At 60.0% G+C, this 25,573-nt stretch carries 23 protein-coding genes; 6 read left to right on the top strand and 17 right to left on the bottom strand.

Translation table 11 applies throughout. The features are described 5' to 3' along the window. Positions 1–239 precede the first annotated feature (239 nt). The gene (locus BCY88_RS02475; protein WP_120342663.1) at positions 240–1,235 is read left to right on the top strand and encodes a GlxA family transcriptional regulator; all 996 of its coding nucleotides are present in this window, start codon (positions 240–242) and stop codon (positions 1,233–1,235) included. Positions 1,236–1,385: 150 nt separating this feature from the next. Here the strand turns inward: BCY88_RS02475 and BCY88_RS40200 are convergent, their stop codons facing one another. After that, positions 1,386–1,871, bottom strand: coding sequence for a flagellar transcriptional regulator FlhD (locus tag BCY88_RS40200; RefSeq protein WP_259461202.1), 486 nt, complete (start codon positions 1,869–1,871; stop codon positions 1,386–1,388). A gap of 203 nt (positions 1,872–2,074) precedes the next feature. Here BCY88_RS40200 and galU point away from each other — a divergent pair, with 203 nt between their 5' ends. Next, positions 2,075–2,956, top strand: coding sequence for a UTP--glucose-1-phosphate uridylyltransferase GalU (galU, locus tag BCY88_RS02485; protein WP_120342665.1), 882 nt, complete (start codon positions 2,075–2,077; stop codon positions 2,954–2,956). A gap of 48 nt (positions 2,957–3,004) precedes the next feature. After that, positions 3,005–3,583, top strand: a complete 579-nt coding sequence (locus BCY88_RS02490) for a phosphatase PAP2 family protein (RefSeq protein WP_120342666.1) — start codon at positions 3,005–3,007, stop codon at positions 3,581–3,583. Here the strand turns inward: BCY88_RS02490 and BCY88_RS02495 are convergent, their stop codons facing one another. From BCY88_RS02495 to BCY88_RS02555, 13 genes are all read right to left on the bottom strand, one after another. Then, positions 3,584–4,531: a KpsF/GutQ family sugar-phosphate isomerase gene (locus tag BCY88_RS02495; RefSeq protein ID WP_120342667.1), complete on the bottom strand. Its 948-nt coding sequence runs from the start codon at positions 4,529–4,531 to the stop codon at positions 3,584–3,586. It abuts the gene before it with no gap. Further along, a complete protein-coding gene (gene kdsB, locus BCY88_RS02500; protein ID WP_120342668.1) occupies positions 4,528–5,325 on the bottom strand; it encodes a 3-deoxy-manno-octulosonate cytidylyltransferase in 798 nt (265 codons plus the stop codon). Before kdsB ends, BCY88_RS02495 begins: the two co-directional genes overlap by 4 nt. Positions 5,326–5,418: 93 nt before the next feature. Beyond that, positions 5,419–6,264 (bottom strand): 3-deoxy-8-phosphooctulonate synthase, encoded by an 846-nt coding sequence (kdsA, locus tag BCY88_RS02505; RefSeq protein ID WP_120342669.1) that lies wholly within the window; start codon positions 6,262–6,264, stop codon positions 5,419–5,421. Between the two features lie 75 nt (positions 6,265–6,339). Further along, a complete protein-coding gene (locus BCY88_RS02510; RefSeq protein ID WP_120342670.1) occupies positions 6,340–7,419 on the bottom strand; it encodes a glycosyltransferase in 1,080 nt (359 codons plus the stop codon). Continuing rightward, positions 7,416–8,396: a glycosyltransferase gene (locus tag BCY88_RS02515; protein ID WP_120342671.1), complete on the bottom strand. Its 981-nt coding sequence runs from the start codon at positions 8,394–8,396 to the stop codon at positions 7,416–7,418. Before BCY88_RS02515 ends, BCY88_RS02510 begins: the two co-directional genes overlap by 4 nt. Further along, positions 8,393–8,920 (bottom strand): serine O-acetyltransferase, encoded by a 528-nt coding sequence (locus tag BCY88_RS02520; protein ID WP_120342672.1) that lies wholly within the window; start codon positions 8,918–8,920, stop codon positions 8,393–8,395. Before BCY88_RS02520 ends, BCY88_RS02515 begins: the two co-directional genes overlap by 4 nt. Before the next feature lie 2 nt (positions 8,921–8,922). Next, positions 8,923–10,122, bottom strand: coding sequence for a capsular polysaccharide export protein, LipB/KpsS family (locus BCY88_RS02525; RefSeq protein ID WP_120342673.1), 1,200 nt, complete (start codon positions 10,120–10,122; stop codon positions 8,923–8,925). Between the two features lie 29 nt (positions 10,123–10,151). Next, entirely contained in the window at positions 10,152–11,384 is a 1,233-nt protein-coding gene (locus tag BCY88_RS02530; protein WP_120342674.1) for an oligosaccharide flippase family protein, read from the bottom strand. 30 nt (positions 11,385–11,414) lie between these two features. Then, on the bottom strand, positions 11,415–13,655 hold the full coding sequence (locus BCY88_RS02535) for a polysaccharide biosynthesis tyrosine autokinase (RefSeq protein WP_120342675.1): 2,241 nt from the start codon (positions 13,653–13,655) through the stop codon (positions 11,415–11,417). Between the two features lie 142 nt (positions 13,656–13,797). After that, positions 13,798–14,232: a low molecular weight protein-tyrosine-phosphatase gene (locus BCY88_RS02540; RefSeq protein WP_120342676.1), complete on the bottom strand. Its 435-nt coding sequence runs from the start codon at positions 14,230–14,232 to the stop codon at positions 13,798–13,800. Further along, on the bottom strand, positions 14,229–15,404 hold the full coding sequence (locus BCY88_RS02545) for a polysaccharide biosynthesis/export family protein (RefSeq protein WP_120342677.1): 1,176 nt from the start codon (positions 15,402–15,404) through the stop codon (positions 14,229–14,231). The genes BCY88_RS02540 and BCY88_RS02545 overlap by 4 nt, the downstream gene beginning before the upstream one ends. Before the next feature lie 113 nt (positions 15,405–15,517). Further along, a complete protein-coding gene (locus BCY88_RS02550) occupies positions 15,518–16,597 on the bottom strand; it encodes a sugar transferase (RefSeq protein WP_120342678.1) in 1,080 nt (359 codons plus the stop codon). A gap of 114 nt (positions 16,598–16,711) precedes the next feature. After that, a complete protein-coding gene (locus tag BCY88_RS02555; protein ID WP_259461203.1) occupies positions 16,712–17,716 on the bottom strand; it encodes a GlxA family transcriptional regulator in 1,005 nt (334 codons plus the stop codon). Positions 17,717–18,793: 1,077 nt separating this feature from the next. Between BCY88_RS02555 and BCY88_RS02560 the strand changes: the two genes are divergently transcribed. Both BCY88_RS02560 and BCY88_RS02565 read left to right on the top strand, forming a co-directional pair. Continuing rightward, positions 18,794–20,017 carry an EpsG family protein gene (locus BCY88_RS02560; RefSeq protein ID WP_183081250.1) on the top strand — a complete coding sequence of 408 codons (1,224 nt, stop codon included), beginning with the start codon at positions 18,794–18,796 and terminating at the stop codon, positions 20,015–20,017. A 16-nt stretch (positions 20,018–20,033) separates the two neighbouring features. After that, positions 20,034–21,218 (top strand): sialidase family protein, encoded by a 1,185-nt coding sequence (locus tag BCY88_RS02565; protein ID WP_259461204.1) that lies wholly within the window; start codon positions 20,034–20,036, stop codon positions 21,216–21,218. 67 nt (positions 21,219–21,285) lie between these two features. Here the strand turns inward: BCY88_RS02565 and BCY88_RS02570 are convergent, their stop codons facing one another. Beyond that, complete coding sequence (locus BCY88_RS02570) at positions 21,286–22,458, bottom strand: acyltransferase family protein (protein WP_120342681.1); 1,173 nt, start codon at positions 22,456–22,458, stop codon at positions 21,286–21,288. A gap of 228 nt (positions 22,459–22,686) precedes the next feature. On the opposite strand from BCY88_RS02570, the gene BCY88_RS02575 reads away from it, so the two are divergent. Then, positions 22,687–23,937, top strand: a complete 1,251-nt coding sequence (locus BCY88_RS02575; protein ID WP_120342682.1) for an SGNH/GDSL hydrolase family protein — start codon at positions 22,687–22,689, stop codon at positions 23,935–23,937. Between the two features lie 19 nt (positions 23,938–23,956). Here the strand turns inward: BCY88_RS02575 and BCY88_RS02580 are convergent, their stop codons facing one another. Then, positions 23,957–24,808 carry a shikimate dehydrogenase family protein gene (locus BCY88_RS02580; RefSeq protein WP_259461215.1) on the bottom strand — a complete coding sequence of 284 codons (852 nt, stop codon included), beginning with the start codon at positions 24,806–24,808 and terminating at the stop codon, positions 23,957–23,959. Continuing rightward, complete coding sequence (locus BCY88_RS02585) at positions 24,786–25,547, bottom strand: glucose 1-dehydrogenase (protein ID WP_120342684.1); 762 nt, start codon at positions 25,545–25,547, stop codon at positions 24,786–24,788. Before BCY88_RS02585 ends, BCY88_RS02580 begins: the two co-directional genes overlap by 23 nt. Positions 25,548–25,573 lie beyond the last annotated feature (26 nt).

The raw sequence follows: 25,573 nt of genomic DNA on the forward strand, positions 1-25,573 counted from the left end.
TTTCGCAGTTATTTACCAGATTCATTCGACTTTTTCGTTAAAACACGCAAATCCTTTATTTGGGAATGCCTGCACCGGCGGGACACCGCCCGCCCAATTAATGTCTCGATCCGCCAATTTCTTGGCCAATTCAGCCATACAATAAAGATGCTAATATCATTTGCATAACATGTGCCAACAAGAAAAAAGACAGGGTCTTGAGAGAGGCTTTGCAGGCCATATCATTCCGGGGAAAACTAATGGAGAGGGTTCTTACTCTGCCGCGCAGCTCGCGGCAAGGTGCCATGCCGACGCTGGCAAACGCGATGACTCGCGTCGACATAGCGCTGTTCAATGGCTTCGCACTACCTAAGGTCGCAGCGCTCATCGAGATATTCCACAAGGCGAACGTGCTCAACGCGTCGCAACGATCGGGCCGCGCACGCTACGACGTCTCACTGCTTTCGGCCGCGGGTGGCCGCATCGCGAGTTCGTCGTCGGTGTTCGTCTGGACGGAAAGCGTCGATTCGCACCGCGGCACGAACGACACGCACCTGTTGTTCGTTGCAGGCGGCGCGGGCGTGCAACAGGCATGCGGCGACGAGCGCCTGCGCATCTGGCTGAGGCACAGGCATTCGTTCAGCGCGATCGTTCATCCCATCGCGGAAGGCCGGTTGCTGCTGGAAGCCGCCGGGCTTGCCAGCCGCTACCATCAGCCGCTTCACGACAGCAACAACGTGCGCGGCCTCTATCCGGCGCGCTCGAGCAGTGAGACCCCGACTGCCGAGCGCACGGCATTGCGCATCATTGAAGACGATCTCGGGCCCGAACTCGCGTGTCAGGTTGCCGAGTCGATCGCCCCTCAGCATAAGACGCCATTCAGCGCTTCCATGGCTCGCAGCGTGGCGCCGCACGTCAGCGAGAAAATCATGGCGTCGGCACGCTGGCTGGAAGAAAACATCGATCGTCCCATTTCGGTCGACGACGCGGCACGCCTCGCCGCCATGAGCGAGCGCAACTTCCTGCGCCGCTTCAAGAACGAGATCGGCTTGACGCCCTCAGACTATCTCCTGCGCGCACGTCTGAATCTGAGTTGCCAGATGCTCGTGGAATCGCGTTTGCCCGTCGACAAAATCGCGCGGCGCTGTGGAATTGGCAGTGGCGGTCAGTTGGCCAAACTGTTCCGCAAGTATCTGTCGACGACACCCACCGACTACCGGTTGAGCAGAGAAGCGTCGCGAGGCAGTGCGGCCTGAGCGCGCTGACCGGTGCGCGCGATCGACGAGGCGCATGGTGTGCGGCACACCATGCGTTCATTTGCGACGATCGTTCTGCGTGCCAGGCTTCGCGTCTCCACGGCGCCCCACTGCATCTGCGCCTCGTCATCGCTTCGCCTCACGCTCACATCACGCACGGCCCGGCGCGACATGGACCCGCAACTGGCAAACCAGCTCCTCGGTCTGCGCGAGCACTTCCATTTCAGCCGAGGTCAATGAACAGATACGGCCGGCCAGGACGTCGGAGACGCCCAGCATGCGTTTGCCGCTCTCGCGGTCTTCCCGAAGCATCCGCTGTGCGAGCAGTAGATACGACAGATTGAACTTCGCAATCGCATCAGAAATATCGGATTCTTCTTCCATCATCGTGCCGCCATGGCTTCCCAGGTTTTTTATTGCGAAAGTTAATGCAGCTGCCTCTACTGATTTGCCGGCAATAACAGACGTGTGGAGTCTATCCATTCTGAAATACTCGTCACTGACAAAATCTTGGGCTATTCCGCCATCCAGCAGAAACGCATACTTCCTTGAATGCGGCCCAATCGGCGGCAGCGACAAAAATCGCGTGCAGCGGGTTCCAACATGGATAGCAGCTTTACTGGTGCGTTCGGTCAATTGCTAAGCGCGATCCGACATGCGTCTATTGAACGGGCGCACTGGCGGACATACTGGCCGCGGGTTCGTCCCAATTGGCGAGCCTTCAACACCTCGGCTTAACCTGCCCGTCCAATTGCTGAACGGGCAGGTTCTTTTTGGCGCCTATTGTGAAAATGAACGGCGCGAGCACACGATCACTTCACAATCGAGATTCGAAGCTCATGCTTAAAGTGACCAAAGCAGTATTTCCCGTTGCCGGCCTCGGCACGCGATTTTTGCCTGCAACCAAGGCAAGCCCGAAGGAGATGCTTCCTATCGTCGACAAACCGCTGATCCAGTACGCCGTTGAAGAAGCCATTGCGGCCGGCATCACCGAAATGATCTTTGTGACCGGGCGCAGCAAGCGCGCGATCGAAGATCACTTCGACAAGTCGTATGAGATTGAAGCCGAACTGGAAGCGCGCGGAAAGGAAAAGCTGCTCTCACTCGTGCGCAATATCAAACCCAGTCACGTCGACTGCTTCTACGTGCGGCAAGCGGAAGCACTCGGCCTCGGCCATGCGGTGCTTTGCGCGGAAAAGTTGGTGGGAGACAGCCCGTTCGCCGTCGTGTTGGCCGACGACCTTCTGTACGGCAAACCTCCGGTTCTACGGCAAATGATCGACGTGTTCGATCACTATCACACCTCCGTTCTGGGCGTGGAGAAGATCGCGCCGGAAGAATCGAAGTCGTATGGCGTGATCGACGGCAAGCAGTGGGAAGACAATATTTTCAAGCTGTCGGGTCTGGTCGAAAAACCGGAACCCGCTGCAGCGCCATCCAATTACGGCGTGGTTGGCCGGTACGTTCTCAAACCACGCATCTTCGCGCATTTGCGCGCACTGCGGCCCGGCAGCGGCGGCGAATTGCAATTGACCGACGCGATCCAGTCGCTGCTGAGCGACGAACAGGTGCTGGCCTACCGGTATGATGGTGCGCGCTTCGATTGCGGCAGCAAGCTCGGCTATCTGAAAGCGACGGTGGAGTTCGCCCTGCGGCATCCCGAAGTGGCGGCAGACTTCGAGCAGTATCTCGCCAACCGCATGGCGGACATACAGGTTTGACGAAACACGGCGGCCGCGTGAGCCGCCGCCCAGGTAAAGGATTTTTGCATGTGGTCTGCTTTAAGCAATCTCGGCGACGCGGCGCTCACGCTGCCGCTCGCGATGGCCTGCGCGGCATGGCTGACAACCTCGCTAACAGGCTGGCGATCGGCGACCTCGTGGCTCACGCTGCTGGCCGCTGGCGCGTTCATGGTGGGCGTCACGAAGATCCTGTACGCGGGTTGCGGCATACAGATTCGCGCGATCGACTTTCGGGTGATCAGCGGTCACACGATGCTTGCGTCCGCCGTGTGGCCGATGGCGCTGATCCTGTGCCTGCCCCGGCGTGTGAACGCGACGCCGCATCTCGCGCTTGCGCTCGGACTGGCGCTGGCCGCCGCGATCGGCACCGCCCGCGTGTTCGACGACGCGCACACGGTCTCCGAGGTCATCGCCGGCTGGGGAGTCGGCTCGCTCGTCACCGTTCTGTTCGTGTACCGGAAGAATGCGCCCGTGCTGCCGGCGCGGTTCCAGCCATTCATCATTGTGTCGCTGCTCGGTATTTCGACCGTCGCGTATGGGCACCACGCGCCGATTCAGGAGGCGATCGAACTGTACTCGCCGTACCTGTGCGGGCGTGGCATCTAGCTATTTCTTGAATACCCCGACCACGTCGTCGCCCTCGAACACCAGCAACGCGTTGATCTGCCGCTCGTCCATCAGGATCAGCGCGTCCTCGATGCGCGTGCCGACCGGCACCATCGTGGGATCGGCCGACATCATGTCCGCCGCGATTCGGCTGAACAGCGTGTCGCCAAAACTCTCGATCGCGCGCCGGATATCGCCGTCGGTAATCACGCCCCAGCCCGAACCCCGCCCTGTCTCGCGCCGCACGATCGCGACGCCGAGGCGGCCGCGCGTCATCGTCTGCAGCACTTCGACCGTGCGGGCCTGCTCGCCGACAAACGGCAGATCCCGCCGCACCATTTCGTCTTCGACTCGGGACAGCAGCCGGCGCCCGAGCGACCCGCCGGGATGCAGCCGCGCGAAGTTCTCGGGGCGAAAGCCTCGCGCCTTCATCAGCGTGACCGCAAGCGCGTCGCCCATTGCCAGTGCGGCCGTCGTCGAGGAAGTCGGCGCAAGCTGTAACGGGCAGGCCTCCTGATCGACGCCGACATGGAGATGGTGATGCGCCGCTTTCGCCAGCGTCGACTTTGGATTGCCTGTGAGCGCAACCAGATGGTTGTGGTTGCTGCGCAAAAACGGAATGAGCTTGATCACTTCATCCGTCTCTCCCGAGTTGGAAATGGCGAGGAAGGTGTCTGAAGGCGCGACCATGCCGAGGTCGCCGTGATACGCCTCGCCCGGATGCATGAAGAAGCTCGGCGTGCCCGTGCTCGCCAACGTCGCGGCGATCTTTTTGCCGATAATGCCTGACTTGCCCATGCCGCACACCACGACGCGCCCGGTCGAGGTGAGGATGCAGTCGACGGCGTCGCTGAAGTTCTCATCGAGTTGGTGCGCGAGATTGGAAAGCGCTCGCGACTCGATCTGGAACACTTCCTTCGCCGAATCGATATAGTTCGCTGCGTTCATCGATTGCTCTGCTTGCTCAGTGTGAATAGATTGACTACACGTGCAACATCTTCCGAGGTGTCGACACCGGCAGGAACACTATCGGACCAGCGCATGACGAGAATCGGAACGCCAAGCCATAGCGCGCGTAGCTGTTCGAGTTGCTCCCGCCGCTCCATCTCGCACGGCGCGCTACAGGTGAGCTGCTGCAACACGGCATTGCGGTACGCATAGATGCCGATATGACGCAGGAAAACTTCCGGCACGCCACCTTGCGCGGCGCGATCCCGATTGCGGTCGCGCGTGAACGGAATCGGTGCACGTGAAAAGAACAACGCCCGATTGTTCTGGTCGGTCACTACCTTGACGATATTTACATCGTCCACCAGATCGCGCTCGACGATAGGGCTCACGATTGTCGCCATTGCAAGCTGCCGGGCCGAACCGCAATAGTCGACGAATGCCTGCAGCAAAGCAGGTGGCACGAGTGGTTCGTCACCCTGAACATTCAGTACGATGTCGTGATCGCCCCAGCCCGCACGGCGTGCCACCTCCGCGGCACGGTCCGTGCCGGACGCATGCGCAGGATCGGTCATCGCGCACGGCACATGGCAGGCCGCCAGTACCGCCTGGATGCGCTCGTCATCCGTTGCGACCACTACCGTGGAAGCGGGCAGCGCATCCTTCACGCGCTCGTACACGCGCACGATCATCGGCTTGCCCGCGAGGTCGATCAACGGCTTGCCCGGCAAGCGCGTCGAGCCGTAACGGGCAGGAATGACGACGCGGACCGGCGCCGATTCACTGGATGACATCGTGCGCGCTCCAATGCGCCGGCAACGGCACGTAGATGTCCTGAACCGGAAAGTCCGCGGCCATTGGCATGCTCCTCTGATCGGCGCCCACGCTCATTGGATATCCAGCACCGGCTGGCTTTTCACGAGATCGTCGATCGCCTTGATCTGTGCCAGGAAGGCTTCGAGCAGATGCAGCGGCAATGCGCTCGGACCGTCGCAGCGCGCGCGGTCAGGGTCCGGGTGAGCTTCGAGAAAGAGTCCTGCTAGCCCCACCGCCATGCCGGCCCGGGCGAGGTCGACCACCTGGCGGCGGCGGCCGCCGGATGCTTCGCTGGCGGGGTCCCGGCGTTGCAGGCTATGGGTGACGTCGAAGATCACCGGGCAGTTGTCGCTCGCGTCCCGCATCTCGCGGAACCCCAGCATGTCAACGACGAGGTTGTCGTAGCCAAACGAACTGCCGCGCTCGCACAGAATCACCTGATGATTGCCGGCTTCGTTGCATTTCGCGACCACATGCTTGATCTGCACGGGGCTCATGAACTGCGGCTTCTTCACATTGACCGGCTTGCCCGTGCCTGCAATCGCCACCACCAGATCCGTTTGACGGGCAAGAAACGCCGGCAGTTGCAGCACGTCCGCCACTTCTGCAACCGGGCCAGCCTGTTCGACTTCATGCACGTCGGTAATGACCGGAACGCCGAATCGCTGCTTGACGGCGCTCAGTATTTCGAGTCCTTCATCCAGCCCAACCCCGCGATACGAATGCATCGACGAACGATTTGCCTTGTCGAACGAGGCCTTGAATACGAACGGCACGTTCAGCTTGCGCGTGACTTCGACATATTTCTCGCACACGTCCAGCGTGAAATCGAGGCTTTCGAGTACATTGAGGCCGCCGAAAAGCACGAACGGCAGCGTGTTGCCGAGCGTCACGCCCGGTGCGATGTTGATATTCATGATGTTCCCCCTACGTTTGATAACCCACATCCGCACGGCCACGTGCACCGATGTGGAAACAATCTTCACCGTCGTTCAACGCGCCAGCCTGCGTGCGTAGAACGGTGCGAGTTGCTGGAAAAAACGCGCCTCGGCAAAACGCTCCGAGGCTTCTTTCTGTGCTCGCGCGGCGATCAGCCCGCGCAGCATCTGGTCGTCGGCGAAATCGACAATACAGCGTATCGCGTCCTCGCATGTGGTGAACACTACGCCGTTATGCCACGGCCGGACAATGTCGATATTCCCAGCACACGCCGAGACTACCACCGGAACACCGAGCAACATCGCCTCGATGACCGAGACCGGCATCCCTTCCCACGACGAAGTAGAAAGATACACGCAAGCCTGTTGCAGTTGCAGTTCAACCTGTGCGCGCGCCATCCAGCCGGTGACTTCGACGCCCGCGGCGCGCAATTGCGCCTTGAGGGCAGCGTCGCCGTCGCCGATCCAGATAAAGCGCAATCCGCTGCCGCGCAGGCCGTCGGCGATCTCCGCAAAGAGCAGTGGGTTCTTCTGCGCACGGATGCCCCCCACGGTGACCACACATTTCGCGGTCGTCGCATTTCGCGCCGGCAGGTCGGCACCCCGAACCCGCATTTCGCTCACCGCGTTTTCCACCACGACGACGGGCTGCCGAAGATACGAACGGACCGCCTTGCGTTCGCTTTCGGAACACGCGACGTACAGACACTTGCGCAGTGTCGCCAGCGATTCCAGCGCGACGAACGCGAAGCGTGTAAGCGGTGAAATATCCCGGCGCATGAACGAGATGCAATGCGGGCTGTAAAGCACGGTTGAGCGACGCGCCGTGAACAGCGCCGCGAGCCGCCCAAGAAAGCCGGCAACCGACGAATGCAGATGAATCACATCGGGCTGAATCTCACGGAGCACGCCGGTTAGTCTGGCGATAGCCGGCAATAGCGGCACGCCCTTCATCTGCACGTGCCGCAACGCGACATTGCTATCGAACATGGCGTGAATATCGGTTGGCGTCTCCTCCCGAATGGAGTAAATGACATGGACTTCGTGCCCTTCCCGCGCAAACCGGTTCGCGATCAGGCACACCATCGAGAGCGTGCCGGTCGCACTAGACTCCATGATCTGGACGATCTTCATGCCGAACTCCCCGCGTGCACCGGTCCTTGCCAGCGCAGCGCCGGCAACGCGGCACTGATGTGCGACAGTACCCCCGACCGCTCGATTACCGAGGTCCACTCGAGCCCGCGCAGGCTGCGTGGATCGTTGTCCTCGATCGCGATCTGAGAAGCCGGCGGCAATCCGTCGAAGATGGTGGGTCCGGTCACCAGCGAGCGGATGTTGAGCTCCGCGCATGCCAGCACGTTCGACGGCGCATCGTTGCAGATGATCTTCTTGCCAAGGGCGGCGTACTCCAGAAGCTTGGTCGGCGTCTGAAAGCGATGCGGGCGGTGATACGGGAAATAGCAGATCGCAAAGTCGGAGCGGCGCACGATACCCAGTGCGTCGGATTGTGGAACCCGCCCGACGAACTCGAGACCCGGTGTGTCTTTGAAGGCCTGATAGAGCTCCGGTTCGGGGCGGCCCACCAGAACGAGCGAATCGCCGGCCTCACGCGGTGCGGCACGCCACGCCGAGAGCACCTTGTCGAATCCCCGCTCACGGCTCATTTCGCCGATGTAGCAGAAGCGGCCGGCAGGCAATGCTGCCGCGCCAGCCTCCTGACTATGGGCGAGATTGAAAATCCAGTCGGGCACGCCCATCGGCAGCAGCACCGACGTAACACGATCGCGAAACCCCATGGCGTCGCGCATCCGCTCGTTCTGAAACACGCGCAGATGTGGCCTCGCGTTGAACGCGCGCTTGAGTCCGTCCTTCACCCACGCGAGCGGTCCCAGCGAGAGCGAGCGATAGTCGTGGATCACAAAACGTGCCTCTTCGTGGGCACGATAAAAACCCATGATGCACCACAGTACGCACTCCGATTTGAACGGGAATCCGGCATAAGCATCGCTGTCGCCCTCGAATACTTCAACGCCGTGTCTGTTGAGAAACGCGGTGTAGGCGGATATCTCGGGGTAGTTCGCTTTCCCCGGATGCAGAATGAAGACTTTCATGCTTGTTGATCTCCTGTCATCACGCGGGCCGGCACACCGACCGCGATCGCGCCGTCGGGCACATTGCAAAGCAGCACCGCGCCCGCGCCGATCCGGGCTCCGTCGCCGATCCGGATATCCCCTAGCGCGACGCTGTGCGCGCCGAATTCCACGCGATCTCCGATCACCGGCACGCCACTGTTGGTGCCGTCGGCCAGAATCGTATTGCCGATGGTGACGCCGTGGCGAACCACGCAGTAGTCGCCCATGACGCAGTAGCCGTTGATTACCAGACCTGTGCCGTGATACAGCGTGAGCCCTTTACCGATCTGCGTCTTGACGGGAATCTCGATGCCCATCAACCAGTCGCACATGAAGATATAAAGCAGGATCACGGGTGCGCCCAGCACCAGCGTCAGACGGCTCCGGCACGCCAGGTAGTTCGCTATCCGGAAGAAAATCACGACACAACGCGTTTTTATGAATGCATTGCACCGGTAGTCTTCGACGATGGCATGGATCGTGTCTTTGAGCGTGGCAACCATGGTCAGCCTCCCGGTGTGAGCACACGTCTCGCCGCGCCAGCCGGAACCGGCCCGGTGCCGAAGTAGTCGACGCCATCAATCAGAAAACCGTGGATGTACTTCATCAACCGGCCACGGTCGAACTCCTTGTAGAAGCAACGTCCCAACGCGACCACTTCCTTTCCGTACAGGAGCGCTTCGAGACCCACGGTCGAGTTGATCGTCACCACCGCTTCTGCGTGCCGGATGAGCTCCACGGTGGCAGCATCCGCGATCTCGAAGTGATAGGTACCCTGTAATCCGACGATCTCGTCGATCACGCCAGTATCGATTTCCGCCGGGTGGATCTTCACGATCAGATCGGCACTCGCATTCGAAGCGAACTGAAAAGCGATCTGAATCGCCTCCAGATTGTCGACGTCCGAATGCAGCTTGATCTGGGTATCGCCCGAGACCTGGAGCGGCAGGAAAACATAACGGCGCATCGCCAGATCGTCTGCCGACAACTGGCCCGCCTGGATTGGGAGCTTCGCTGCGTTGCTGACACGCACGGTGTCGAGCCGCTTTCGCCCCACACCCCGCGTGGCGACCTTCAGCACATAGTTGAGCAGCGACAGGCCTTTGCGTTTGAGCGACGTGCGCGATTGCGGCAACGGTCGCGACTTGTATTCTTCGTAATGCAGCAGCCAGCGGCGATGCTTGTCCTCGCTCGGCATGGGCAGCCGGTCGATCAGCGCCGGGTCGCTGCTGATCGATGAAAGCGCGTTCACGCCCATACTGTCGACGAACAGCTTGCCGGGCAGATTCGACAGTTCGAGAAAGCGCGTGGCTACGCCGTGCACCATGCATGCATGGCTGACGGCCCGGCAGACGAGTTGTTGCCCGTTCCACATCAGGCAGACCGCAACTTTTCGGGTGAGAAAGAGATCCGAAACCGTACGGAAAACCGCCGCAGAATCGAGCCGTGCCTGTTCCGTATCGATCTGCGCGTTCAGAACCTCGATCGACCGCTCGTATTGCGAGTTTTCCGCGCCACGGTCGTAGCCAGACACGCGCGATGCCTCATGACGCAAATAGACGGACTCGTGACCCGCCATGCGCAGCGCCACATGTGCAAGCGGTTCGCTGGTCAGGAAGAGGAAGCTGAATTCGTCCCTGACGGTTTGCACCAGCCGGGTGACGAAGTAATAGCGCTCCATCGAATCGACTACGATCACAATCATCACAGACCCCGGAATAGAGTGAGCGGTTTTCATATCGATACGCGTAGCCGTGCCGCGCTGACGCTCATCACGCGAAACGTCAGCATGACCCCAAGAATCATCATTGCGGTGCCGGCAAGCGAGAACACCTGAACGCTGGAATGGACCGAGAGATCCAGCGCCTTCGCGGCAAACAGCACACCCATCAGCACGACGCCGCAGCACAACTGAAAAGAGAGATCGAGGCGCTGCTCACGCGTTGCAAGAAAGATCTGCGACAAGGGCACGTAAATCATCTGCACCGCAAATAGCGGAATGAGTGCGTAGAAAAATCCACTTGCGCCAATCCAGCGCTCGCCGAAGAACAGCCGGACCAGCGGCTCGAACAGCAGTGCGCCGCCCACGGCATAGCCGAGCGCCAGCAACGCCAGCGACCGCGCGTAGGTGAGAAACACCCTGGGCAGCACCGAGGCCGCATCCTGCCGCGCCACCGCGCCAATCGCGTCACGCCGGAACACACCGCCCAGACTCTGTCCGATCAGCGATACCGGGAAAAAACCCAGCCGGTATGCAGCGGCGAAGTAGCCGGCGCTTTCGGCGTCGAACCAGCGGGGAATGATGATTGCGAGTGCGTACGTCAACACCGAACCGCAGATCGTGGAGGGCAGGATGTACTTCGCAAACCGCACGTTGTCCGCGAAAAAACTGCGTGACAGGACAAGCGAATACCCATGGCGCCGCCCATGCCACAGCACGCCAATCAGCATGACGGTTGAGATCGCCAGGTTGATCGCGGTGTAGGTCTCGAAGACATCCAGCGCGTTGATCGCTTTGAACTCCAGCGCGGCGATCAGGCACAGCAGAAACGACAGGTTGACGGCGAACCGGCTTGCCGCGATCAGGTCATAGCGCCTTAGGCTGTTGAGATACGAACCCGCAGCGATCTGGGTGAATGAGGCAAACGCATAAGCACCGACGATCAGCAGTTCCCCATGCCCACTCGCCACCATGACGACGATCGCTATCGCAATCACGCCACCGCTCAGCGCCATGACATTGACGAACCCGCTGAACGACTGCCGGGGACTGTCGGTGACGCACGCAAGCTCGAAACGCAGCGCGAGTAACGTCCCCGCGAATGTGCCTAGCGCGAGCAGGTAGTTGAAATGGCCCAGCGCCTCGGGCCCGCGCAGGCGCCCGATCAGCGAAACGCACAGAAACAGTGCGATCTGCCCGGTGACTACGCCCGTCATGGATACGACCGAATCCTTCAGCCGGATCATGGCGTGCTCGTCCACGGCGCGACGCGGCCACTACGCGTCATGATGGGTCCCGTATTCGTAGGCGACGTAGCGATAGCCGCCGTACTTCGAGCCGTAGCCGTACTGTCCGAGCCGCGGATTGACGCCGTTGAACACCACGCCGTTCAATTTGACGCCGTTCTGCGTGAACCGTTTGATCGACTCCTCGATCTCGCCGAGCTTCGTCACCCCTGAGAACGCGATCAGGAAGGCTGTACCTGCGGAGGCGGCGAGAATCCCGGTATCGGCGACGGCCAGCACCGGCGCGGAATCGATGATCACAATGTCGTAGCCTCCCGACAGTTCTTCGATCAATGCCGGTACTCGCGAACTCAGCAGCACTTCAGCAGGGTTCCTGGTGATCGCGCCGGTCGCAATGAAGTCGAGTCCGTCAAGTACGTCGCGGTGAATCACATCGGCTACGGGAACACTGCCCAGAATCGCTTCAGAGAAGCCATTTGCCCGTCGAAGTCCGAGGTATTCGTTCAAGCGGCCCTTGCGCAGATCGCCGTCGATCAGCAGCACCCGCTTGCCACCCATCGCAAGTACGGCGGCGAGGTTTGCCGATACGAAAGTCTTGCCCACACCGGGCGCGGGTCCGGCAATGACCACCACGTTGTTCTTCGCCTCGAGCATCGCGAATTGCAACGCGGTGCGCAGGCTACGCAAGCTCTCCACCGCCGGATCGCCAGGTGCCGCGAGCGCGAGCAGCGACACCGAACGCTCGCGCCGTTCCGCCTTCTGCGCCAGCGCTTTTTGTTGCTCACTGAGCGGTACAGTTGCATAGACGCTGACGCCGAGACGCCGCTCGATCTCGGCAGGATCGGAAACGCCGTTGAACAGGAACGAGCGCGCGATCGCCGAGCCGCAGCCCACCAGCAAACCGAACAGCAGCGAGGCGGCCACAACGAGTACTTTCTTCGGCTTGACGGGAATTTCCGGCACGGCCGCGGTATCGACGAGCCGTACGTTGCCGACCTTGCCTGCGCGAACCAGTTGCAGTTGCTGCATGTTGTCGAGCAGCGCGGTATAGAGATCCGTATTCACCTTCACATCGAGCATCAGGCGAACCGAGTCCTGCTGCAGGTCCGGCAAGCGCCGAATCTGCGTCTCCGCGGCAGCGCGATACGCACTCAACGATGCAATCTGCTGATCGATAGCCGCGATGCTCGGGTGCGTGCCGGTGAAGTGCGACAGCAACTCCTGCCGCTTCTGTTGCAGTTCGAGCAAACGCGTCTGCGCATCGGCGGACTGCCCCAGGGCGAGCTTGGCCTCCTCCGTGAGGTCGACGGTGCCGCGCTCGTCGCGCAATTTCGTCAGACGCTCTTCCGATTCGTTGAGCTGCGTTTTCAGCTTCGGCAACTGCTCGTTCAGGAAGTCGAGCGACTGTGCAGCTTCGGCCGATTTACGCTCGATATTCTGGCGAATGTACTGGCGTCCAATCTCGTTCAATGCATCAGCGAGCCACTGCGGGTCGGTGTCCTGCAAACTGGCCACCACGACGTCGGATTGTTTGACCTTCTCCTGGACGTCGAGATGGTCCTGCAGGTCTTCGATCGTTTGCAGGCGTGAGTTACGTATCAACCGGAAGGCCGTGCCGGGCTTTGCGGTGACGGAAGCCACGCGCAATTCGATCGGACCACTGTCGCTGTTGAAACGCTCGAGCTTGCCGATCGTGCCTTCGACACTGTCGGCCAGATCCGAACCCGATAACCGGTAGCGTCGCGCATCGAGCAAGGTCAACAGGAACCCGTCGCCTTCGATCTTCGCCGGCACATTGAATACCGGTACGTCGATGCGTTCGTGGCCCCACGCGAAGCCGCCGAAACCGGCGAGGCCAGGCTCCGAAAGTCCGTCGTGATGCCGGGCGATCAATTGTCCGATCAACGGGAAACGTCGCGGTTTAGCGTAGATAAACAGATTCAGGCCGTCGACCGCGCGCGAGACCACCAGCCGCGAGGCCAATATCTGCGCTTCCGCCGCGGCAGACGACTTGACGTCGAAGAGCGCCGACACATCGCCCAACAGGCTCTTTGCCGCCGACGTGTCGGGGCTGTCCTCGACCTGGACCATGATGTCCGCTTCATACACGGGCTTGGCGAGGAACGCATAGGCCGTTCCAAGCAGAAGAAATGCGCAGACGATCGCAATGATGGTCCAGCGGCTTTCGATAAGAATGTCGAGGATGGCGATGAGATCGCCATCTGCATCCTCATCGTCGGAATGCGTCGGCCCCAGATTTTTTGGATTCATGATGCAACTCGGTTCAGGGTTGTCTGTACGACGTTCATTGGCTTTGTGGGCGAGCGGGCGCTACGTGTGCAGACGGAACACCTCATGTTCGACGGCGTCCGCGCTTCATGCGGAACGGAACGCGGTGCAAGCCCGGAACAGGTCAAAGCAGCCTCAAGCGTGCTTGCCAGTCAGCTACACCGGTTTCGATGAGACGCGCGCAGCGTTCAAAGACGAAGCGGGGCTGACGGTAAGGATCGTGAACGTCGAAGTTCTTGTACTCGCCAATGCGGAAAACTTTGCCGCGAGCAAACGGATGTTGACTCTCGAGTAATGCGCGTTGCTGCCGGTCCATCACCAGAATCAGGTCGGCCTCGACGCATGCCGCGTGACTGACTTGCCGCCCACGGTGATCCTCGATCGACAGACCGCGTTCGCGCATTACGTCCTGCGCGAACGGCATGGCAGGCACGCCGAGCAGCGCGTTGAAACCCGCCGATGCCACCGAGCGGTCCGGCAGTGCAGCGCGAAGCAGTGCCGCGGCCATCGGACTGCGGCATACGTTGCCTTCGCACAGGACGAGAATGTTGCCGATCATTTGGTAACGATCGCCGCCGTAAGACCCGCGTTGATCGCCGGCAGCAGGAGGCTCAGCACGCGGCTGAAGCGCACCAGGCCATTGCCGTCGACATACACGATGTCCTTCGGCTGCAGGTCGAACTGATTGGCGAGCACCATCGCGACCGGTGAGCTCGCGTCAAGATGGAACACATGCGGCGCGGCGCTCTCATTGCCCCGAATGACGTAGAGTTGGGCCGCATCGGCTGAAGTCGAACTCAGGCTGCCTGCCTGCGAAAGTGCGTCGCTCAACGTCAGCTTGCCGCTTCGCATCGGCAGCGCGGTGACGGGCTTGTTGACTTCACCCATCACGAACACGCCGAAGTCGTCGCGCGCGGGAATGCGCAGCAGGTCGCCGTTCTGCAGGACGATCCGCGATGGACTCTGGCCATGCTCAGCCATCGCGCTCAGATTGATTTCATGCCTGACACCGTTGCGCACCAGCGCAATCCGGCTCTGATCCGCTGTCGGAGCGAGTCCGCCGGCGCGGCTGATTGCGTCGTACAGCGTCATGGGGATGTCGTTGATTGGCTGGGTACCCGGTGTGTGCACCTCCCCCTCGATAAACACCTGCTTGGCGCGAAACGAAGCGATGCGTACGGTGAGCTGAGGCGCCTGAAACGTTTTACCCAATGTCTTTTGCAGCAGTGCCTGAATTGCTTCTGTCTGCAGCCCGGCGACGTGAACGCGTCCCACGTAGGGGAATTGCAGCGTACCGTCCTGATCGACGACAAATCCGGCCGGCGCATCCGCTGTTCGCGTGCCGGTTTGTGTCTGCGGACCGAGCGCTGCTGCAAGCTCAGGGTGATCCCATACCGTGATTTGCAGCACATCGCCGGGCCCAACCGAATACGCTGCCGGCACCGTCATCAAACCCCGCCAGTCTTGCTGCGAGGTGCGCGCGTCCTCACGCATGCGCGCGATCAACCCAAGATTGATATCGGTAATCGGCACGTTCAGTTGCGTGTCCTCTTGCGGCGTACTGCCGCTTTCCAGCGGGAGGTTGGCCGGCTGCCGCATTCGCATACCGGGCGCTACCGTGCAGGCGCATAACACGGCGCACATGGACAGCGTGGCAATCCGCAAACCGACTCCGCGGATGGCCGGGGAGCGTCGCCACGCACCGCTTCCCGTCTGTTGCAATCTGATCATTTAAAACCTCGGCAATCTGTTTATTGTTTGAACTGGCTACTACTCCATACGCCGGCGCGCCATCAACGCTAGTCAACGCGCCGGTTGAATCGACTAATCAACTAATCACCTATTCAGTACGCGCCCGATCCGCGCAACACCACACTGACCGTCTTGAAGAGGATCCGCATGTCGCGACGCAGTGACAATTGCTTCACATAGGCGACGTCGAGCGACACACGCGTCGCGTAGTCGGTGTCGTTCCTGCCGCTCACCTGCCACAGCCCCGTCATGCCGGGCTTGGCCATCAGGTAGTAGTTCACGTCCTGCCCATAGCGCGCCAGTTCCTGCTGCACGATTGGCCGGGGACCGACCAGGCTCATCTCGCCTTTGATCACGTTGAACAGTTGCGGCAGTTCGTCCAGACTCGTGCGCCGCAGAAAACGACCGATCGGCGTAATGCGCACATCGTTCTTGAGCTTGAATTCGCGCTCCCATTCGGCGCGAGCTTGCGGATCGCGCTCGAGCAACGCCTTCAGCACGCCATCGGCGTTCATCACCATCGAACGGAATTTCAGGCATTTGAAGCTGACACCGTCGCGGCCAATACGAACATGTCCGAAGATCGCCGGGCCGCCATCGCGCTTGACCAGCACAGCAATCAGGAGCAACGCCGGTGACAGCATCAACACGAGCAACGACGCCGCGGCGAGATCGAAGCTTCGTTTCGCGATCCGCCGCGCTGTACCCGACGCCGTCGCGCGACTAGCCACCGAGCGACGGTAGTGATCGACCTGATCGAGCGCACCCGCCTGCACGCGCCGCCCTGCTCTTTCGATCCATTCGAAGATCGCCAGCGTCACCGCGCGGAAGATCAGAAGGCCGATGCCACTCGTGATGGTCCAGTAGACAAACCAGACACTGGACAGCACTTCGCCGCGGCGCAATGCGTAGAGCAGCACCATGCTGCCGCCCTGAACCACGATCCACGCAAGCGCCGTGCGGCTGAACAGATGCACCGGCGAGCGCCGCTTTGCACTCTCGTAGATGCCGCAGGCAGGGAAAACCGAAAGCGCCAGCGCAGCAGCGAACGCAACGAGCGAGCCGTCGAAGATGGAAGAATGAATTCCGTCCGAATCGTGAATAAGAAAAGGAATGAACGCACCGGACACAATTAATCCGATATCGATAATTCGCGGGATGATTCTTTCCATTTAGTATTCCTCATTTCGTCACGAGCAGACACATCGGATCGGCGTGCCCCTTTCGGGGAAACGCAAGTCAACGGGAAGAAAAACGTACCGGCCGCTGGGACGCGGGCCAATCCGTCAGAATGCCGATCCGCGCATGCGCCCGGCTACGTCCAATTCGGATAAACCATCGTCCGCCAGCCGGGCGCGCGCGAGCGTGCGGTATTCGGTGGGCGACATCGACAGGTGCTGGCGGAACAGCTTTGCGAGCCGGTCACCACTGCCGAGACCGGTGCGGCGGGCAATCTTGTCAGCAGGCAGATCGGTATCCGCGAGCATGTGACAGGCTTTCTCAAGACGAACGCGCAGAACAAACTCCGTCGGCGTCACGCCGATTTCCTGCTTGAAGCGGCGCAGGAAATTGCGCTCGCTCATGGCGGCTGACTGTGCGGCATCCGCAATCGATATACGGTTCTCGCTGCTCACGCGCAACTGATGCGCCGACGCACGAATGAGATCGCTTGCGCGCGCTTCACGCGAATCGAATATGGAGCGCGCGAATTGCTGCGGCGCAGTGGGCAGCAATTCGTGCGCAACCTGCCGGGCGACCTCATAGCCGCAGTCGCGCTTGACGGCGGACAGCGCGCTGGTCAATGCGACGTCCGCGTCGGCGTCCGCCGCGGATGCCCTGCCGGCGGACAGCGCCTCCGGCAGCATCGCACCGCCGGGCATCTCCACGGCGCTCACGTCTTTGCGCTCCACTCCCGCCTGTTGCAGGACCTGATGACCGCCGCCCACGCCCTGGACAACCGTGGTGTGTGGATGCGCATGGCGAAGCCACGCTAACAGGCGCTCGTCGCGTTCAGCGGGTGCGCCGGCCGCACCAATCAGGAACAACGCATGAACGTCTTTAACGTAGTGGGTGTCGAGAGCATCTGTCCATATCACTACGCCTGACGATGAACGCACCGCGCCACCATTGCCTGAAACCAGCAAAAGGTCGTAGTGATCGCGCAAGGCGCTATCCGCGCGACGCAGACGATTGGCGAGGTTGAAGGTCTCCGCAAGCCGCCCCATATGAATGAGAGAAAAGCCGTCGAACAGCACAATGACGACCTGTCTCCGGCGGCGTGGCGATCCCATGCTTCCGCCCATGATGAGATGAATTTTCTTCCGTGATAAATCAGTCGCATGTTCCATACAGCTGGCCCCCGGGCGCTGAAAGCGAAATTAGGTTTTTCTGCGGTGCATCATATTCGCAGGGGCGAACTGCTCATTCTTAGGCGTCCGATTTGAACATGCTCTTGGCGGATTCGATCAAGAACATCCCCAATGCGATTTAGTCTGCATCTCGTGCATTTCTTGCACCGGCTCAAGTAGACGGATGCCCAGCATTGGTGAATTCGAAATAGAAATTCAGAACGCGCGCGCGTAGCCGATATTTAATTAATTGAGAAGCTATTTCTATATTCTGTGTACGCTTGCGATAAAGCGTTCTAATGAGAGCATCGTCACCTCGGCAGAAGCGGTCGCTCCCCGGCCGCAAAGCTATGCCCAGCCGCAATACCGAGTCTCGATCAGCTACAGGCACGTGCCGGTTCGAGCACCGGCTGAAGGCGACCGAACGCCCGGCGGATGCGAATCCATGTTTTCTTCGGTTAATTTATCGATGTAAACGTTTGCGAATCACAATTGGCGCTCCAAAGGCGCATTTTGCAATCCGGCGTCATATAAGATAGGCAACAGCCGGTCCACGTCAATATCCATGGAGCCTTAAAGCGAACGCAAAAGACTTACGCATCCTTTCCTCGCTCATTTGCGACGATTTTCCTCGCTTGCGTTGCACGATTTTGCATGCCTCCGCGTCATTGCCTGGAAAACGCGTTGTATCAATCAGGAGGTCATTCGGCCAGGAAAGAGGAGTGCATCGGCAAGGAAAAGCACGGCTCATCCTCGCAATGATGGATTTAGCTTGCGGTGATCCGCCAATCATGTGGCGAAATCGGACGCCGAACACGTCCAATCGCCGTGCTTCTATAGGATGGCCAGCACATCTAAGTGGAGCGGCAACATGCATAGAGGAAGGTTGCATGCGACAGGGCGCCTCCGCTCTGCCTCATGCGAAGCGGCCCGGTATCCCCACGCTGCGAAGCATCGCACGACGCCAGAGAGCATCCCTCCGGCGCAGCATGGCGGTTCCTCCATCGCAGGCATCCTGTGATGAGAGCACTCCTGAGCGGCACTAGCAGATGGAATGCTCGCGAATACTTCAGCCTTGCGATTGTCGTGGCGATCGTGATGGTCATGGCGTATCCGTTCGGCCTGTTCTACTCCTGCCTGTTGTTTATCGGTCTCGCGGGCAGCGTACAACGGCCCGCTCGCCTGACGGTTCTTCTGCTATGCATTGCGGCCGTGATTGCACTCGGGCCACTTGTCGCGCTCAAGTTGCCCATTCAGGACGGCGGCAACGACAAGCTGCAATACCTGGAATTCATGCAAACGATGCACGCGTCCGGCATCGAGCAGTACATGGCGAGGCAACCCGAGTTCCTTTCCTTTGCGTCCTTGTACATCGCATCGACCTTGGGCGGATCGACAGATCTGGCCTTCCTGCTCATTTTCATCGCATTCTTTTCGGCGTTGCTGGTCGTGATCTGGCGCGAACGCTATGAAGCGATCCCGGTATTTCTGATCCTGCTGATATCCTCGTCATCGTTCTTCGGAACGTACGGAAACGTGATCCGACAGGCGATGGCGTTCCCGTTCATGTTCCTGATGATCTTCGCCCGCACACGCACCAGGTCGGCATGGTTCACGGCACTTGCCGGACTTGCGCACATTCCGTCACTGATCGTCTGTCTGCCCTACCTGCTCTACCGCTATATGGGAAAGCACGTGATCTGGCCGCTGCTGGCCGTAACGGGTTGCGTACTGCTGGTGTCGAAAGTGAGCCCCGGCTTGTTCAACTCGTTTGGCAGCGACGATTCGTACCTATCGACGAAAGTCAATCTGTACAGTACCTGGGACACCTACAGCATCGTGGGCATCGCGACGCTTGCTGCCGCGATTTTTCTGCTTAGCAATGTCCTATGGCGGCGAAAACGGCCGGCGGAGTCGGTGGCCGTCGCGGGTGCTCAACGGGCGGCCCAAAGCTGTCTGATTACGCTGAACTTCGCCGCGCTGGCCTTGATTGCCACCTATGCGTTCCCGAAAGTGTTCGAGCGCATCTACATCTACTTCTTCGTCGTCGCGCTGATGTATCTGTCGCTGATGATGGTTCAGACAAAACGCGGCCTCACCAAAACGCTTATGTCGTTCGCGATCGTGGCGTACGGCATATATGGGCTCGCCAAGAATCTCGCCATTCAACCGCTGCTCTATGGCGGCGACCCGATCGGTTTCCTCACATCCGGCATGTTCGATCTGTACCGTCCTTTCCTGTAGAAGCGGCTCCCACATCATGACCTCTATCGCACGGCGCTTCGCGACGCCCTCCGCCTCATTGATATCTGGCGCCTGCCTGCTGGGTCTCGTGCTGATACGCTCCCTTCCGGCCGCAGCCGTGAGTGAAGCGCAACCAGGCGTCGCGATTGCTCATAGCCCCGCCGTCAGTCAGATATTCCTGGGGTCGCCGTCACTCGCCATTCTGCCGAACGGCTTCTACGTCGCCGCGCACGATACCTTCGGCCCGGGCTCGACCCAGAATACGGAAGCCGTGTACGAGTCCCGCGACGCCGGCAAGTCGTGGCGCAAGATCAGTGAACTCCAGGGGCAGTATTGGTCTTCGCTATTCGTCAACCGCAGCGCGCTATATATCGTCGGAACGAGCGGGTTCTCAGGTGTCCCCACGATCCGCCGCTCGCTCGATGGCGGCCGAACGTGGACCGTTCCACGCGACAGCGATACCGGCATACTCGCAGCCGGAGGCAAATATTTCTCTGCGGCGGTTCCCGTCGTTGTCGCGAATGGCCGGATCTGGCGGACCATGGAGCGTGTGGAAAGCACCGGTATCTGGGTAATGATGATGTCCGCACCGGTCGAAAGCGATCTGCTCGATGCTAAAAACTGGACCTTCAGTAACCGCCTTGCGCCGAACTCATCGTGGTTGGGAGGGAAATTTGGCGGTTGGCTCGAAGGCAACGCCGTGGCCAAACCCAATGGAGAGGTCGTCGACGTTCTTCGGGTCTATTACAACGCGCTCCCGGAAAAAGCCGCGATCGCCCCAGTCAGCGCGGATGGAACGACCCTGACATTCGATCCGCAAAACGGATTCGTTGATATGCCAGGCGGCGGAAAGAAGTTCACCATACGCTACGATCCCCGCACGAAGCTCTACTGGTCATTGACCAACGCGGTGACCGGCAGCTACGGCGGACGCAACTATGAGCGGGCTCGAAATACGCTTGCGCTGATCTCCTCGCCTGATCTGCGGGATTGGAGCGTTCAGCGAATCGTTCTCCATCATCCCGACTGGAACACCCACGGTTTTCAGTACGTCGACTGGCAATTCGACGGTGACGACATCGTCGCTGTCGTGCGCACATCCGACGATGATCCAGAAGGCGGCGCCCACTCGCAGCACGATTCGAACTGGATCAAGTTCAATCGGATCTCTCGCTTCCGCGAAAATACAGAGGGCAAATAGCCCTCTGCCAGCAAGGATCAAACGCGCGAGTTGCAACAACGCGCGTCCTGCAATCCATCCGTGACGGTTATCGAAGTTCCGCAGCACCGCTCAAACCATCCTCCCGATTGAACGACTTCGGTTTCTCGCGAAAGAGGCGGTTCGACAACCTGCGCGCAATCTCCCGGCCGGGAGATTCAACGAACCGGTAGGTCTGGGTGGAAATACCGATTACCACCGCAAGATACCCCAGCAACACGGTGACTTTGATTGCCAGCGGCAAGGGTTTCAACGTTACATGGCCGATGAAAACCAGCGGCGCGTGAATCAGATAGATCGAGTAGGAAATCTTCCCAAGAAACTGGCAGGCGCGGGCTTTGAGAAGAACCGCGAGCGGGCCGCTGTCGCCGGCAAGCGTCAGCACAACGACAAAAAACGCAAAGACCGCCAGAAACGCATACTCAGGGATCGTGACCGAGCGCGCCATGATGAAGATTGCAAGGCCCGATGCGAGAACCTGGACGATAGACAGCGTCCTTTGCCGGACGAACGTCATGGCCGAGGACAGTCTCTCGGCAATTGCGCCCAGAAAGAAGCCGCCCAGACATCGAGGAAATGCGTACTCGAGATGTGAGTCGAGACAATGGCCAATGCGCAGGCATTGATCCGCTTCAACCGAGCCGTAGAAGGCAAGCGCAAGTCCGGCCACGGCAACAACAAAAAACACCGGCATGCGCAATCGCGGTTTGAGCACGAACAGGCCAAGCGCAAGGGCGATATAAGCGTAGAACTCTGTACTGATACTCCAGCTCGGCCCGTTGATTTCAAAATGAGAAAACGGACCTATTCCCTGAAGAAGCAACAGGTTGGTCAACACGTCGCCCACGCCCGGCAACCCAATCGTGCCGGTCTGCGTGGAGCCGAGGGCCGCACCCAGCCCGAAGTGCAGCATTGCGGTTTTGAGCAAGCGCGACGAACACGTGACACCAACGAAAAATAGCGCGGCAAACACATGCAAGGGATAAAGGCGGCCGATACGGCGGATCATGAAATGCGCAATCTCGCGTCGCGATGCAAGCCGGTCCTTGTACGCGCGGTAGATGACGAATCCGCTCAGAATGAAGAACAGATCGACGAGCAGATAAAAACTTTCGACGATCGATCCCTGCCGTAGAAAACCGTTGAAGTGGTAAACGGCGACAAGCAGCGCAGCGACACCCCGCAAGCCCTCAAATGATTTTATCGTTGCGTCGTTTTTCATTTCGTCGGAATAGATTTAAGCGAATCGGGTCGCCCGCCGCTGCACTTGCATCGCATTGAGTTGACCACCGGCTACAGTAGTCGTTTTCGTCAATGCGGGTCCGCCAAAGTTTGGCTGAAATCCAGGGGTATCCGCCCTCAACCACACCATGCTTTTCCGCTACGATTCAGGATCGTTTGCACACTGGGCCACGCACATGAACAGCGACTCGCCTCTTACAGCACGGGTATGAAAGCACGCGTTCTACGGGTTCTCCTGATCGCCGCCACGATTGTGTCGGCGTCGGCCGCTCAAGCGGCCCCCTTCTTCCTGCGCGATGGCGACACGGTCGTTTTCATGGGGGACAGCATTACGGAGGGCGGCGCATACACAACAGCCGTGGAAGATTACGTAGTCACTCGCTTCCCGACGCTCTCGGTCCGATTCGTGAACTCGGGCGTCGGCAAAGACAAGATATCCGGAGGGATAACGGGGGACATGACGGAGCGGCTAAACCGCGACGTTGCTACGTTCAAACCCACCGTTGTCACGATGATGTTCGGCATGAACGATGGCGCGTTTCGAGCGTTCGACCAGAATGCCTATGACGCATTTGCGTCCGGATACGAATCGGCTCTGTCGACATTAAAGCGCCTCGTCCCCGACGCGCGCCTCACGCTGATCCAGCCGTCCCCGTACGACGAAGTGACCCGAGCGCGATGGATTGGCGGCGGGTACAACGCCGTCCTGACGCGCTATGGTGATTTTGTCTCGCATCTTGGCGCACGCAATGGCGCGTTGACGGTCGACCTCAATGCCCCGGTTGTGTCGGACCTGAACGCGATCCGCTCAGCGGACCCGGACGCGGCTGGCAAATTGTTTCCCGACCGCATTCATCCCACGCCGGCTGGCGGCCTGCTGCTCGCAAAGGCGCTGCTTAAGGCATGGAATGCAACGCCCGCTGTATCGTCGGTTGCTATCGATGCTGCCACGGGCAAGGTGGCCACCGCATTGAATGCCCAGATTCGACGTTTGACGCTCGCTCCGGCACTCTCCTGGGACGAACTCGACGCCGCATTGCCGATGCCCCTGCCTGATGATCCGCTAACCCGGGTCGTGATAGCGCAGACCGATTTCAACGCCGCGTTGAATGAACAGATGCTCAGGATAAGCGGCCTCCTGTCCCGCCGATACCGGCTGGCGATCGACGGCAAGGAGGTCGCTGTTTTCGACGCAGCCGAACTCGCGAAGGGTGTGAATCTGGCCGGCTACCCCACGCCCATGCTCGCACAGGCAGAGGACGTCCACGCGCTGACGCTTGCTCACAACTCACTGAGAATGACACGCTGGCGCCGGGTGCAACTGCTCAAATCAGCCACGGATGCTTCTGGCTATTCGCAAACCCTGGCGTCGATCGATCGCGCGGAAGCTGCCGTCGTCAAATTGCAGCGGCAAGTGGCAATGCCGCAGTGGCATCGGTTTGAGCTCTCGCTGTTGTGAAGTTCGCTGTACGGTGTTTCTATGGGTCGCAGACAGTCCCAAGCATGAAGTCCAGCATCATGTCCTGTACGGCCTCCACCATCTGCACGCCGTTCGCCGTCTTGCAGCCGGCGGCCTGAGCCGCCCGCAGGAATGGTGTCACTCCATGCCCGGCGATAACGTCGCCCACAAACATGGACGATTCAAACAGATTGACGGCGACGGGAAACGGGTCACCATCGGTCATACCCATTGGCGTCGCATTGCAGACCATATCGCAGCCTGTCGGGTCTGCCGGACCGGTGCTCACTCGGCCGCGCCCCAGATCCGCCACCACTGCCATCAACCGGGCAGCGCGAGATTCATTGGCATCGTGAATGATCAGTTCGCGCACCCCTGCCTTGAGCAGCGCGATGGCGATTGCGCTGCCCGCCGCGCCGGCTCCGACCAGCAGCGCTCGCGCTCCCTCGGGCCTGGCTCCCGCGTCAACTTGAGCTTTCACAAAGGCAAAGCCGTCGAGCATTCCACCATGCCATGATCCGTCGGGATTGCGACGCATCACACTCACCGCGCCAAGCAGTCTCGCCGTTCCGGAGCTGGTCGCGCAGCAAGTAAAGGCCGCAAACTTGTGCGGCATGGTAACAAGCAGGCCATCGACATTCGGCGTGCTCGTGAGACCCCGCATGACGACTTCCAGATCGCCGCTCGCCACCTGCATCGGTATGCAGATACCGTTATGCCCTCTTGCCGCGAAGCCGGCGGTCAAGCGTTGCGGTGATTTGACGAATACGATCGGGTCCCCAATGATCGGAAACAGCCGTGACTCGCCGCTTAGATTTTCAGGCATTCGATTAACCAGGCTACCTCCCCTACCGTACCGTGTAGCCACCATCAACGGCAAGCGCGTGACCGATCACGAAGCTGGCGCCAGGACTGCACAGCCAGATCACGGCCGAGGCAATCTCTTCAGGATGACCGAGCCGTCCAATGGGCTGCTCTTTCATCAACGCATCCATCGCTTCAGGCTCACGCTCGATCATGCCGGTAACCATCGGTGTCGCGACGATGCCGGGACAAACAGCATTGACACGAATACCTCGTGCAGCGTATTCAAGGCCGGCACTCTTCGTCAGTCCGAGAACACCATGTTTGGATGCGTGATACACGCCACGGCCGGCGATACCCACCAGTCCACCCAACGACGAGCAATTGACGATTGCACCGCTGCCCTGCTTGCGCATCTGCTGCAATTCGTATTTCATGCAGTTCCAGACGCCGCGCAGATTGACGGCCATCACACGATCGTATTCTTCGCCGCTGGCATCGGCTGTTTCCGCGACCGGACTATTGATGCCTGCATTGTTGTACGCGGCATCCAGGCGGCCGAAGGTGGACACCGTCAGATCAACCATCTCTTTGACCTGTTTCTCCTCGGCCACATCGCAGCGCACTGCAATGGCCTTGTGCCCGCCGGATACGAGTTGCTCCGCAGCGGAACGAACTGCCGCTTCGTTATAGTCCGCGAGCACTACCGCAGCACCCGCCTCAGCGAATGCCCTGGCGGTGGCCAGCCCCATGCCTGATCCCGCCCCCGTCACAAGCGCAACCTGACCTTCGAAAGTGATGTTCATATCTGGCTCGCTTCAATCGTTTAGTA

Source organism: Paraburkholderia fungorum, from assembly GCF_003610895.1.
GTDB classification, from domain to species: domain Bacteria; phylum Pseudomonadota; class Gammaproteobacteria; order Burkholderiales; family Burkholderiaceae; genus Paraburkholderia; species Paraburkholderia fungorum_B.